We start from the raw sequence: 14,735 nt of genomic DNA on the forward strand, positions 1-14,735 counted from the left end.
TTTTGCGCTTGCTGTGGATCTGCAAAACGACTGTTGTACCAGTTATCAAGAAACAGGGAAATTTGTTCATCATCAAAAGGCTGCATTTGATAGTGGGGAAATTCTGCTGTGTTGAAAAAATTGCGCTGATAACCCACAGGACGAGATGTAATAATTGCTCGATTTTTCTCAAATTTCCCTAAAAAAGTCTCTATGCGTCTGACAACTTCATAACGCTTACTTTCTTCTGCAACCTCATCCAAACCATCAAGTAAAATTAAAGCTCTACCATCTTCCAACCAATGCTCAAAAAATCCTGTCGGCAAATCTTGGAGTGCCATATTCTTTTCAGCAAATACACGAATATGTTTGAGAATACTTTTATCTAAATCTTTCACAAAATCTCGTATTCTGATTAAAATAGGCAACCAGTCAGTATCAGAATCTAAACCCAAAAGTTGAGGATTTTTATGTGCCAAAATTACAGCAAAATAACTCATTAACGTTGTTTTACCAGAACCAGGACTCCCCAAAATCACAAATTTTTGAGACTTATTTTCACTCAACAACTGAGAAGCTAAAAATTTACGACTAGAAGTATTTACTAATAGCCTCTTTTCTAGTTTTTCTGGATTTTCTTCCAACAGAAAATCTTGTTTAGAAGCTTCTTCCTGCACATCTGGCATCACAAAAATATCAACTAACTTTTTTCTTTCCTCTTCTTGTGGCGCAACATTAATGCCAGCAAAAATTACATGATCAAACCAAGTGTTTAGCTGCGTCAAATAATCTTTTTTAGAAACTTGAAATTTAATATAAGTTGTGGTGTTTTTAAAATAGGCATTAACAAAAATTTCTATCCAGTTTTGTAGACGTGATTGAGTTAATTTAATATTTTTAGTTTCTGCTGCTTTTTTAAATATTTCAGTTAAAATTTTAATGTCTGGCTTGCCTTGATTAGTTAAAGGCTTTTCCAATTCTCCTAAAACAGCAGAATCACTAAAATAATGATTTAAAAAATTATCGGTTCCAGACAAACCATCTTTTCTAGCTGCATAAAATAAACGCTCATTTTGAGGTAATTTTTCTTGCTGTTTTTCCACAGCTTTAATTCCAGCTTCAATGGCTTTTTGTATGTCTGTTTGATTAATAAATTCAATCCCTTTTTTAATAGCAATATTTGCTAAATTTCCTGCAATTGGTGCTGCCATTTTTGCAATTGAAAATAAATCCATAATTTCACCCGGACATAATATAAGTGATCAAATGTTTGTAGTGCCGTGTCTAGCTTGAAAATGTGGATTATCAAACCTAATCCCCCAACCCCCTGGGGGGGAGAAATCCCCTCTCATATCATGTCCGTTGGTATCGTTTGTGTAAAAATTGGGGAAATATTTACCGTCATGTAAGGTTTTTCCTTCTCTTGTAGGGGCGAACGGCCGTTCGCCCCTACTTCTTCCTTACCTTCTCTATACAATACCGATGCTACCGGACATGATATCAAAAGCAGGAGAGGGGGAGGGGCAGGGGGGAGAGGTTTTCCCTTGTTACTCGCTCAAATACCCACAATTTTAGTCTTGACACAGCACTACTGCCGTGTCTAGCTTGAAAATGTGGATTATCAAACCTAACCCCCCAACCCCCTTCCCTACAAGGGAAGGGGGAAAAATACTCCCCTCTCAAAAGCAGGAGAGGGGTAGGGGCCGGGGGGAGAGGTTTTCCCTTGTTGCTCGCTCAAACACCTACAATTTTAGTCTTGACACAGCACTACGAGCTTTTAAACGATCGCTACTTGACTATTTTCAAATTCCTAAATCACATAATATCAGAAATTTTCAATGGATCTGCCTCCCGATCGCTATTACTCTCTTCCAATTTCTCGCGAGAAGACATGACGCAAACATTATTACGTTCCATCCCCGCAGTAAACACATCCAATAAAGTTTGTTTTACATCCCCTACTGTAGCTTTCAGCGATCGCTCATAACGTTCCTCCCTAACTTCAGCAGTTAGCGCTATCAGATAACGTTCCAAGGCTAAACCAGTCGCTGTCTCTGGACGCAATACTGGAGAATCATCCTGAATTGTAGCAATAATTGCCCTGTCAACATCAGTCTGACTCCAATCTACATTTTTGAGATAATCTATCAAACCACTAAACACATCCAGAGTCCGACTCACATGAGGATCGCGATAGGAATACAGAGAAACAACTTTTCCTAAACCACTGTAACTACATCCTGCTCCGTAAGCATTACCCTTCAGACGAATTTCTGTGAATAGATAACCCAAACCTAATAAATGAGCGCCTAACTTTAAAAGTGGCGATCGGGCGTCACTGAAATGAGGTGCTGGCATAGTCTGAACGCAATAAGCTACCTGTACCGGACCTGCTAAACCTTCCCGGATATTGTAAATTGGTTCAAAGCGACTACCAAAAATGTCTCCCTCTTGTTGTTTTTGCTGACTTCCCCACTCTGAGAGAGTTTTCTGTACCACTTCATAAGCACGATCGGAACCTGTAAAACTAGCAGTCAAAGGTTGATTCGCCACATAATCCCGGACAGTTTCAATCTTTGCCATCATATTTGCCCCATGTTCATCAAAGCGATCGCACACTTTATTCAATAACTTCAGTTGAGGCAAACCATTAACAATTTCACTAATACTAGCTTCTTTTGTCATCCCAGCACTTGCTCGCGACATAGCTGTATAAATACCATTGTAAATTAAATCAGAACTACATTGAGCTAGAGATTGAGTCATCACTTCCCGTAGTCGAGGTGTATCACGAGGATTAACTGCAAAAATCATCTCGCGCAATAACTCTAATGCTGGTTCGATCTGTTCATCCAAAGTTTTCATGGTAACGCGAATTCCATACACAGGGCGATAAGCATCTTGAGCATAAGTCCGCAACTGACATTGAAAATTAATTCCGCCAGTATAAGCAGCAATACCGTGAGCAACCTGTTCGTAGTTCATTTCTCCTGCACCTAATTTGCGCAGTGCATCTAGATAACTAGATACATACAACCACAAATCTTCAGGCAACCCCCGCAAACTGAAATCTAGTTGTAAATAATTTACCCCATTTGTCTGCACATGATTCCGTAATAGTGTCACTCCACCATCAAGTTCCTCGACATCAGTGGGAATATGTTCTGGTTTTTCGGGTAAGTCGCTTACTTGTAGTTGGGGCAGTTTAGCTACTTCTTCGGGAGCATTGGGAGTTCCTGACTCCTGTTCTAATTCCTCTGCTTGAGTAGCTATGCGTTCTAATTGTTCTGGCGTTAATTGAGAACGTAACTGTTCTACTTGTTCGACTACTGCTTGGTCATAATTAGATTGCCATTCTTGGTCTGGTTTTAATACCAAAGTCAAACGGTGTGGGTTGTTGAGTAATTTTTCGTGGATGAAGTCGTTGAAATAGTGAGGGTTTGCTGCATAACGTTGTTTACATTCAGCAAGGCGATCGGCAATATGTAAAAGTGTCAATGGATTGTCACCATAAATCCAGGTTTGCATCACCCGGAACAACATCCGCAAAGGATACATCCGAGCAATTTCTTGATGTTGGTAAGTTGCCTGTTGAAATGCTGCTTCAACAATACTAGGTTCAATTTCTGCTTCAGCAATTGTTTCTAGGGTATTGATGACTAACTGACTAAATGCTTCACCCCGATCTGGTTCGCTGCCTTGAATACCTACATTGAAAGTGGTTTCTTTACCCACAGAATCAACCCCTGAACTCAGTAAGTCTTGACCAATTTGAGATTCAACGATCGCTTTTTTCAACGGTGCTGCTTCATTTCCCAACAAAATACGACTGAGAATATCTAAAGTTACCCATTCCTCAGAGTTAGTGCTATCTCCCACCAACCATTTCATCATTATGTAAGTTTTCTCTGTTGTTTCGTCTGCGGCACTAATAGGATAAGATTCTTGTTTAAACTGAGGTTCGCTCCATCGAGATTGAGGATTAATATTGATCTTGGGTTCTCGTCTTTCAAAAGCTTCTAATTTTTGGGCTAAAAAGTTGAGATATTCCGCTGTAGGAATATTGCCGTAGAAAACAAAGTAACCATTACTAGGATGATAATAGTTGGCATGGAACTCACGGAAGTCTTGGTAGGTGAGTTCGGGAATATTTTTGGGGTTGCCTCCGAATTCTAGACCATAAATGTTATCAGGAAATAGACTCTGATTAGCAATACTTTCTAACCGTTGTTCGGGGTCAGAAAAAGCTCCTTTCATTTCGTTGTAAACTACCCCACTAAATTTTAATTTTCCTGTTGGGTTTTCGGGATCGGCAGGAGCTAGATGGTGTCCTTCCCGTTTAAATGTATTTTCGGTTAGCAGCGGATGAAATACAGCGTCAAAGTATACTTCTGCCAAGTTAAATAGGTCTTGTTTGACTTTACTGGAGACTGGATAATAGGTGCAGTCAGGTCCAGTCATGGCATTAATGAAGGTTGCCGGACTCATTTTTAGCATTTCAAAAAATGGTTCCCGTACAGGATATTTCTTTGAACCTGCGAGTACGGAATGTTCTAAGATGTGGGGCACTCCTGTACTATTTGGAGGGGGAGTCGGAAAACTAATTGAAAACAGATTTTCAGCATCCTCTGAATATAGGTGTAGGAGTTTTGCGCCTGTTTTGAGATGTTCTAGCTGATACGCCACCATCTGCTGTTGCTTCAGGTTAGTAACGGCCTTTACTTCAAACCCTTCTAATTTTTGTCCAACTTCTAAGGTTCTTTCGGTTAATAGAGGCATAGAAAATGAATTACTATTTTGTTTACTTGTTCTTAGTTTAGATTATTTCTGCTGTTCGGTTTACTCACCTAGTTAGGTAGGGGTTTTGATTAATGGATGATGGATAATTGCCTCTCATCAGGTATGAAACTGCTGAGTGAGTATTAATAGACTTATCCAGAAGTGAAAAATAAAATCAATTCTTATCCATAAATTATGAATTACTTCTCCCTATTGCCCATTGCCTATTGCCTATTCCCTCTTTTCTGGAGATGTCTATTACAGATATAGCAATTCCCAAGAAGCGTGAGGTACAAAATTCCTTGGTTTTAGGGAACAGGGAACAGGGAACAGGGAATAGGGAATAGGGAATAGGAAACAGGGAATAGGAAATAGGAACAAATAAAGATAGGTGTACCTCACGATTGCTGAGAAACGCTATAATTTTTAGTCAATTCTAATTAAGTGTCAAATAAGTAAAAATTTCTGCGTTCAACTGTATAATTGTTGATTGAAAAAATTAGATCGATGTTGTAAGCTTAAAATATATATACCAATTTTTAATTATCACTAATTGCTGTTAATTAGTATTCAGCTATTAGCTTTTCTGCTAAGAGTAGGAATTTTGTGCATACGAAGCTCCTAGCAGCAGTTAATTGACCATTTTTTGAATTCAAAATTCACGCATTCAAAGTTCAAAAATTTTGGTTTTAACTGAATTTCAATAATTGTTTAATTAAGGATTCAAGTCTTGTTCTTCAGAACTCCAAAAAATCAAAAATATTTTCCTGATTTCAAGCCTCTGACTTTCCTGGGTCATGCGGAGCAAACAGGCAGAGGTTATAATGCAAGAATTAATAATGCAAGAATTTTGAATTGATTTGACCCTAAAATAAATCCATAAAACTGCAATTAATGTGATATAATTGCAGTACGACATTTTGTCAAATTAAACAAAATTAGCTAAAATTCATGGATTAAAAAATTGGGATACTAAACCTTAAACTGTCTTAAAATTCAAACTATTAATATTAATAATTATCTTTTATGTTTGAGATTTTTAGAGGCAGAGGATCTTTGTTAAAGTATCCCCTTGCCATTTTATTAACTTTGACATTCCTATAGCAATCAGGAATGATTTTGATAGAATTTAAGAATATTTAAGAACAACCAAAATCGTTTTATATTCTGACCAAAAAATTTTGGTTTCAAGACTCCTGGTTTCCTGCGGAATGCGGAGCAAACAGCAGGAGTTATATCATCTCCGGTTGAACAGTTATAAATAACGGGAGTCGTAGGGGTGATTCGCTTGCTCGCCCCTACAGAAAGGAAGAGGCGGAAGTTTTAAGGTATAAGGTATAAGGAGGAGGAAGTTTTTTTATCACGCTCTTATCCGGACATGATATTACTGATAACTGATGTACTGACACTTCGCGCGTTGTGTCACTACTAACTGATAACTGAAAAGACTCCTAATTAGTCCTAAAATCTTACAACTCACATAAGATTGCTATAGTTCTTTTTTCAATACCCAATACAATAAATAATAATGATTAATAAAAAATCTCTCAAAAATCTCTGGTCTAATAGTATTGCAGCTCGCTATTTAGGAATAACAAGTCTGATATTGATCGGCATTAATTTAATAGCAGAAGTAGCCTTAATCAAATATAACTGGGAATGGCAAATACAAAAACTTGAACAAAAAGCTGAAGATAAACTCCAATTGTTAATTGCTATGACTGGGGAAGAAATCGTCAAACCAGACTCCCCCACCCTCGAAATATTAATGGAACAAACTATTCTTGACCAGGATATTATTTATAGTGCTGTTGTTAATTCAGAAGGAAAGCTGCTCAAAAGTAATATAGATTTAGAAAATTCGGAAATTACTAACTTTCTTCAAAAAGATAACTTAATAAAAAACACTAATATCCAAATTATTAATCACCTAAAAAAAGAATCTAATATACAGGAAATTAGTTCTCAAATTATTGACAATGGTCAATATTTGGGAGAATTAAGAGTAGGAGTTTCACTAGAAAAGATTAAAAAAGAATTATTGGAAAAGGCTATTAAAACAGTAACTATTTATCTATTTATCAGTGTAATTTTAGTGCTAATTCTAATAATTCTATTTCAGCGACAGGTAGGTATACCATTGCAAAAATTAACCAAGTTTTCCAAAGCATTAGCAGCAGGAGAATTAGACCAAAATTCTGATATTAAACACAATGATGAAATTGGTATTATCCAAGGTAATCTTAATCAAATAGTGACCCAAATTCAAGAGGATTTAGCAAATTTAAAACAGCAAATAATAGAACGGGAACAAGTAGAAATTGCTCTGCTAAAACAGGAATATCGATATCACTCTGTGATTGAGAATATTCAGGAGGTGATTTTTCAAACAGATACTACGGGTTTATGGACATTTCTGAATCCTGCTTGGGAGAAAATTACTGGGTTTACAGTAAAAGACACTCTGGGAAAAAGCTTTATTGAGTATATTAATCCAGAAAACCGTAAAGGTATTCTGGAGAAATTCCAAGGTTTAATACAAGGTAGAAAATTAGACTTTGAATCTGAAGTAGTCTATCTCACTAATGGCAAAGGGGTTTGTTGGGTAGAAATGATGGCCAGTCTAATGCGAGATGAAAATGGGACAATTATTGGAATATGTGGCACTCTTAACAATATTACCCAACGCAAACAGGCCGAAGAAGCTTTAGAACTAAGTCATTTTTCTTTAAACAGAGCTATTGATGCAGTTTATTTTATGGGTCCTGATGCCAAATTTTTCTATGTAAATGAAACTGCTTGTCAGACTGTAGGTTATTCTCAGGAAGAACTTCTCAAGATGAGTGTTTGGGATACTGATGCTACGTTTTCATCCAACGAGCAGTGGCAGCAACATTGGCAAGAACTGAAAGAAAGAGGTTTTTTGAGATGGGAAGGCGCTCAGAAAAATAAGAAAGGTGAGATTATTCCAGTAGAGATTAGTGCAAATTATCTACAATTTAACGATAAAGAGTACAACTGTGCCTTTGTTCGCGATCTTAGGGAACGCAAAGAAATAGAACAAGAAAAGCACGCAGCAGAAGTAGTTATTCGTGAATTATATAGCGTAGCTGCTACACCAAACCTCAAGTTTGAAGAAAGGATAGAAGCTTTTCTCAAGATGGGAATACAACATTTTCAACTAGATGTTGGTTGTCTGGGAACTATTAAAGGCGATCGCTACAAACTTATTGCTTTGCAAAAGTCAAAGCAGATTAAGCTTTTAGTTGAACCCGGAGATGATTTTGATGTAGAGCAAACTTTTTGTAGTGAAACTTTTCGTTCAGGAAAACTGATATCTTTTGAATCAGCTCAAAAATCAAAATGGTGCGAGCATCCTGCTTACGATGCTTTGGGGTTAGAGACATATATAGGTACCCCTATAATAGTGAAAAAAGAGCCTTATGGTGTTCTTAGTTTTGCCAGTTTCAGTCAACGTACTAAACCATTTAAAGATAGCGATCGCCAAATCTTAAAATTAATGGCTCAGTGGGTAGGCAATGAAATCGAGCGTCAGCAAGCAAATACAGCTCTAGAAAGGCAACTGCAACGGAGCAGTTTGTTGAGGAAAATTACCCAAGAAATTCGCCAGAGTTTAGATATTCAAAAAATCTTTCAGACTACTGCTAACCAAGTCGGTTGTGCTTTTCAGGTGAATCGCTGTTTAATTCATAACTATATTTTTAAGCCAACACCAGAAATTCCCATAGTCGCTGAGTATTTGGAATCCGAATATAAGTCTTTGCTAAATTTGAGGGTTCCAGTTGTAGGTAATCCCCACGCAAAAAAAGTTTTATCCCAAGACCAAGCAATTTCTGCTCCCAATGTATATACTGAACCATTGCTGGAAGCAGTTTTAGACTTATGTCGCCAGGTAAATCTCAAATCTATCTTGGCAGTGCGAACTTCTTATCAAGGAAAAGCTAATGGTGTTATAGCATTACATCAGTGTGACAATACCCGTGAATGGACAACAGAAGAAATTGAATTATTAGAAGCAATAGCAGAACAAGTCGGCATAGCGATCGCTCAAGCTCATCTATTAGAGCAAGAAATTCAGCAACAAGAGGAGTTAACCCTCAAAAATCATGCCTTGCAGGAGGCGACAAAAGCAGCAGAAGCAGCATCTCAGGCAAAAAGTCAATTTATATCTACAATGAGTCACGAAATTCGGACTCCAATGAATGCGGTTATTGGTATGACTGCTCTGCTTCTAAATACAAAGTTACAAGCTCAACAAAGAGACCTTGTGGAAACTATTCGTACAAGTGGGGATAGTTTACTGACTCTAATTAATGATATCCTTGACTTCTCCAAAATTGAGGCTAAAAAATTAGAGTTAGAAAAACAAACTTTTGATTTACAAGAATGTGTTGAAGAAACCTTGAGTCTTTTAGCTATAAGAGCGCAGGAGAAAAATATAGAGTTAGCGTATGCGCTCGAACCTCAGACACCCCAGATGATAATTGGAGATTTTGGTCGTATGCGACAAGTTTTGGTAAATTTACTCAGTAATGGTATTAAATTTACTGATTATGGAGAAGTAACAGTTCGTATTCAGGCATCTCTGCTGGATGACACTAAGGATAATCACATTTACGAAATTCAATTTGCTGTGCAAGATACTGGTATTGGTATTGCTCCAGAGAATATAGAAAACTTGTTTGAGTCTTTTACTCAGGTTGATTCTTCAGTTGCTCGTAGTTATGGTGGTTCTGGACTAGGTTTAGCAATTAGTCAACAGTTAGCTGAATTAATGGGGGGTAAAATTTGGGTTGAGAGTGAATTGAATCGAGGTTCAACTTTCTATTTTTCAATGCTTGCTCCATCTGTTCCACAAACAACCGATATTAATGAACCCACAAAGCAATATTTAGCAGAAAAACAACTACTCATTGTAGAGGATAATGCAACTAACCGAGAAATGCTTGCTGCACAAGCACAGTCTTGGGGAATGTTAACTTGGGCAGTTGAGTCTGGTGTTGAAGCAGTCGATCTAATTAATCAAGGAATAAAATTTGATTTGGTAATATTAGATAGATCAATGCCTGAAATGGAGAACTGCACTCTAGCTAAAACAATTCGCCAACAGACTTTAGATCGGGATTTACCTTTGGTGCTTTTGGGCGATCTCAAAGAATATAGTTTGCCCAAAAAATGTCAAGATATTAATTTTGCTGTAGTTATCAATAAACCAATTAGAGTATCTGTACTTTATCAGACTTTGATAGAGATTTTTACAGGAGAAAAAAGCAATATAGAAAAGTTGCCTACTGCTTCAGAGACTGAAGTTAACTCAGTCGAAAACCTCCGAATATTGTTGGCAGAAGATAATGTAGTTAATCAAAAAGTTGCCTTGCTACAACTAAAGCAGTTAGGATACCAAGCAGATGTTGCAGCAAATGGTCTAGAAGTTTTAGAAGCTTTGCAACGTCAACCTTATGATGTGGTGTTGATGGATGTGCAAATGCCAGAAATGGATGGGTTAAAAGCTACTCGTATTATTTGTCAGCAATCCTCGCCTGAATTACGCCCGCATATTATTGCTATTACTGCTAATACTATGTCAGAAGAGCGAAATCAATGTTTGGAAGTTGGTATGAATGATTTCATCACTAAACCGATGAAGATTCCAGACTTAGCTCAAGCACTACAGCAAGTTCACAGAATTGATACAGACATAACAACATGGAAAAATCTTAATGATCTTCAGAGGAATCAAGAATTCAGTAATAATATTAAAAATGATTCTCCAGTTAAGACTCGATCAATGCTAGATGTGACAATTTTAGAGTCAATTATAAGTATGGGAGGCAAGGAACTTTTAGGTGAAATTATTAATGATTATCTCAATTTTGCCCCTACTAGATTAGCAGCAATTCGAGGGGCAATTGCAACTAATGATCCTAATCAATTAGGAATTACTGCTCATGTTCTACGTTCTAGTAGTGCTAATCTGGGAGGAGTTACTGTAGGGAAGATATGTAATCAATTAGAAAATTTAGGGTATGAAAATACTACTATGGGAGCAGCAGAAATATTTCCTGTACTAGAAGTTGAGTATGAACAATTCAAGCAAGGATTAATTAATTTTAAATCTAGTCAAAAGATTGATTCTCCAACTGCTCAAGAAACTTCTTTCACTAGAAATATTTCCTCTGATATTAGCAGTGCATTTGTTGATACTATTGATTATGAAATTTATGATGATTCTGTTTTAGATTTAACGATTTTAGATTCTATTCGCAACACCCAAATCATTGAAAATTATTTACAAAATACTTCTCATCAGATGGAACTAATTTTAAATGCAATTGCAATTAATTCTACTGAAGATTTAAAATTAGCAGCACAAAGTTTAGGAGATAGTAGTGCGAATATTGGGGCGATAAATCTTGCTAATTTATGTGAGGAATTAACAAATTTACCTGGTTCCGATCTCATCACAGAAGCAACGGATTTATTGTTACAACTTGATAGTGAATATGAAAGAGTAATAGCAGCTTTAAAACAGGAATTATAGAAGAATTTAGAATTCAGAATTCAGAATTTAGAATGGGTTTGTTTGAAATGCTCCAGTTGGGGGAGTAGGCGAGATTGAATATTGAAGTAATTATAGAATTATCAACTTATGTTATATAACCGGATTGTATATAACTTCGTTAAATATAATTTAGATAATTACTATCGCTAAGTCATTGCGACTGGAACGGAGTGGAAGGAAGCAATCTCCTAAACCTAGGAGATTGCTTCCTATCGTCGCAATAACCACTGTTCCCGGATTTTATATGACTCCTGACTCCTGACTCCTCCATTTTTATTGATAACTATTAGACATCTCCAAAGATCAAAAATAAAATCAATTATCGTGTATAAATCATCAATTATTTCTCCCTACTCCCTACTTCCTACTCCCTACTTCCTACTCCCTATTCCCTATTCCCTATTCCCTATTCCCTAATATTTGATGCAAATTAACTACATTGCCAATAATAGCAATAGCGGGTGCTTCAAACCCAGTTGCTTCAACTTGTTCTACAATATTTTCCAGAGTGCCAATTAATTCTTTCTGTTCTCGACAAGTTCCCCACTGAATTAAAGCAATCGGTGTTTCTGGGAGACGTCCGGAGGCAATCAGTTCTTTGATAATATTTTGTAGGTTATGAACCCCCATATAAACTACTATTGTTTCTGAACCCTGAGCGATCGCTTGCCAATTTACTTCTGGTCGATATTTGCCTACTGCTTCGTGACCTGTGACAAAGGTAACTGAGGAACTATAGTTTCTGTGAGTCAGAGGAATACCAGCATAAGCAGGTGCAGCGATACCGGAAGTGACACCAGGAACAATTTCTACAGGTACTCCTGCTTGCACTAAGTCTTCCATCTCTTCTCCACCGCGACCAAATACAAAAGGATCGCCTCCTTTTAAACGTACCACTACTGCATGAGTTTTTGCTTTTTCAATCAGTAGTTGAGTTGTTTCTGTTTGCTCTAGGGAATGGCGATCGCGACGTTTACCTGCATTAATTTTTTCGGCATTCGGGTTGATCATTGTTAGGATGCTGGGACTCACTAGAGCATCATGGATCACAACATCCGCTTGTTCCAATAGCACTTTACCTTTGAGTGTAATTAATCCGGGGTCTCCTGGTCCTGCTCCTACTAAATATACTTTACCTAAACATTTTACCTGATTCATATTTTTTTAGATAATTCTGCAACTATAATTAACTAATTCTTTTAAGTTATTTAACTCTTATTCAAGTATTCAAGGTACATAAACTACAGAATTTAATCATACAAAAAAATAGTCTGATTTTATGTCAATTTAGTAATATTTAATATTTTCTGGAGGTTTTTATTGGTTGATTGGAAACTAAGTAGAAGTTTGATAACCAAACACCTACTTAGGAAAAATATCTTCTCTATAAAATGTGCAGTGAAACGAAAATCTCAAAGTTAAAAAAGTTAAATTAGTTTGGTTGTACTTCCAAAATACCATTATCATAAAATAAAATTGTAAACTCAGCCAACTCTGTGTTGAGTAATTCTTTTTTAGCAGCAGCGTCAGAATTAACTAGACTCGGTATAGGTGTCTTTTGAAGATTATCTGCTGCTATTTGATTAAAAGGTTTGTAAGCAGCGATCGCTCCATTTTTATCTACTTGAACTAGGTAGATTGAAGTTACATTTATCGGGGTTTTCCAAGTTCGAGCGATAGTATTATATAATTTTTCTTTTAACTCTAATAACTCTGTTGTGTTGGTAATCTTTTTAGCTGTTTGTTCTACGTTGATAGGTGGAGAATGAGTTGTTGCTCTCAAATGGTTGTTCAGATTTGAGTTAGTTGTTTGAGTTGCCTTTTCTTGGTAGTCAAATTTATTATTTACTGTCTCAATATTTCTTACCATTTTTGTTGAGACTTGACTTGCATCTATTGTTTTTAATGTTTCATTTTTTGGCACTTGCGAACTTGAAGTGTAAACAACATTAGCTACTAATTTTTCTTGATTTACTTGATGAATATCTCCAGTAATCAGGATGCGATAAAATCCAGAAATAACAACTATAATAATGGCACTTAATGATACCAATGATGCTTTTTTAACTTGTTTAGTTAACTCTTGAGTAGTTTCGGGGATAATTTCGGAATCTTCAGATGAAACATCTGCCTTAACAATTATCATTTCAGCTTCCTGGTGTGGGATAGCTATTTCTGTGCTTGAACCAACTCTAATGTGCAATGAACTACAAAATTTTGCTTCCCGCAAGATTTGCACTGGTTTATTAGAAGCTACCCCCATTGCTTTTAGCTTTTGAACAATTCCTTGTGTATGTTCGGTGCTGATAATTCGATCTATTATTGCTATTTGTCCTGTTTTTAAATCTGATAAATTCAAAATAATTACCTCTTATCAATTTTCTATTATCTTGTGATATTATAGTTTACTATATTTTATATATAATTTCAAGCTTCAATACTTAATGTAATATACCTCCACAAAAGTTAAAACTTACCCCTGATAATGGTAGGGACGTTTCGCCGACATGAAACGCATTTTTGTTATGCAACGTCCGTACGGGAGTAGTAAAAATATAAATAGTACCAGGTGTGATTGATATTTGCTACAAATATTTGGACAGTTTCTAGTAGTCAATATTAAGCTATAAACAGCTCTATTAATTATCGTTTTTTACCTTGAAAGAATTCTTTTTGACTATGTTATACATCAGATTTTATTTTACTCAAAAAAGGTATAGAGGAAATAGGAAATAGGAGGAAATCATTGAGAATTTTTCGACGATAATTGATGAGATTTTTGACGATTCGAGATTTCTATTTTTTTTGATAAAATTTTGATGCTAGGTTGTAGATTCTACCTAATCAAATTTGATTTTTCTCAAAAAAAGTATGGAGGAAATAGAGGGAAATCATTGAGAATTTTTCGACGATAATTGATGAGATTTTTGATGATTCGAGATTTCTATTATTGTTGAGACAATTTTGATGCTAGGTTGTAGATTCTACCTAATCAAATTTGATTTTTCTCAAAAAAAGTATGGAGGAAATAGAGGGAAATCATTGAGAATTTTTCGACGATAATTGATGAGATTTTTGATGATTCGAGATTTCTATTATTGTTGAGACAATTTTGATGGTAGGTTGTAGATTCTACCTAATCAAATTTGATTTTTCTCAAAAAAAGTATGGAGGAAATAGAGGGAAATCATTGAGAATTTTTCGACGATAATTGATGAGATTTTTGATGATTGGAAGTGTCTATTATTGTGGAGACAATTTTGATGCTAGGTTGTAGATTCTACCTAATCAAATTTGATTTTTCTCAAAAAAAGTATGGAGGAAATAGAGGGAAATCATTGAGAATTTTTCGACGATAATTGATGAGATTTTTGATGATTGGAAGTGTCTATTA

Annotated in this window: 5 protein-coding genes; 1 reads left to right on the forward strand and 4 read right to left on the reverse strand. The window is 36.0% G+C overall.

The features are described from left to right. Positions 1-1,214 (reverse strand): NACHT domain-containing protein (locus F6K40_RS32790; protein ID WP_293142187.1); only part of this gene is annotated, 1,214 nt, incomplete at its 3' end. A gap of 580 nt (positions 1,215-1,794) precedes the next feature. Then, a complete protein-coding gene (locus F6K40_RS32795) occupies positions 1,795-4,758 on the reverse strand; it encodes an insulinase family protein (protein WP_293142188.1) in 2,964 nt (987 codons plus the stop codon). A 1,528-nt stretch (positions 4,759-6,286) separates the two neighbouring features. Here F6K40_RS32795 and F6K40_RS32800 point away from each other — a divergent pair. Beyond that, on the forward strand, positions 6,287-11,320 hold the full coding sequence (locus tag F6K40_RS32800) for a response regulator (protein WP_293142190.1): 5,034 nt from the start codon (positions 6,287-6,289) through the stop codon (positions 11,318-11,320). A gap of 420 nt (positions 11,321-11,740) precedes the next feature. Here the strand turns inward: F6K40_RS32800 and cobA are convergent, their stop codons facing one another. Continuing rightward, the gene (cobA, locus tag F6K40_RS32805) at positions 11,741-12,499 is read right to left on the reverse strand and encodes a uroporphyrinogen-III C-methyltransferase (RefSeq protein ID WP_293142192.1); all 759 of its coding nucleotides are present in this window, start codon (positions 12,497-12,499) and stop codon (positions 11,741-11,743) included. 274 nt (positions 12,500-12,773) lie between these two features. Beyond that, positions 12,774-13,700: a FeoA family protein gene (locus F6K40_RS32810; RefSeq protein ID WP_293142194.1), complete on the reverse strand. Its 927-nt coding sequence runs from the start codon at positions 13,698-13,700 to the stop codon at positions 12,774-12,776. Positions 13,701-14,735: the final 1,035 nt, after the last annotated feature.

Source organism: Okeania sp. SIO3I5 (genome assembly GCF_010672085.1).
GTDB lineage: Bacteria > Cyanobacteriota > Cyanobacteriia > Cyanobacteriales > Microcoleaceae > Trichodesmium.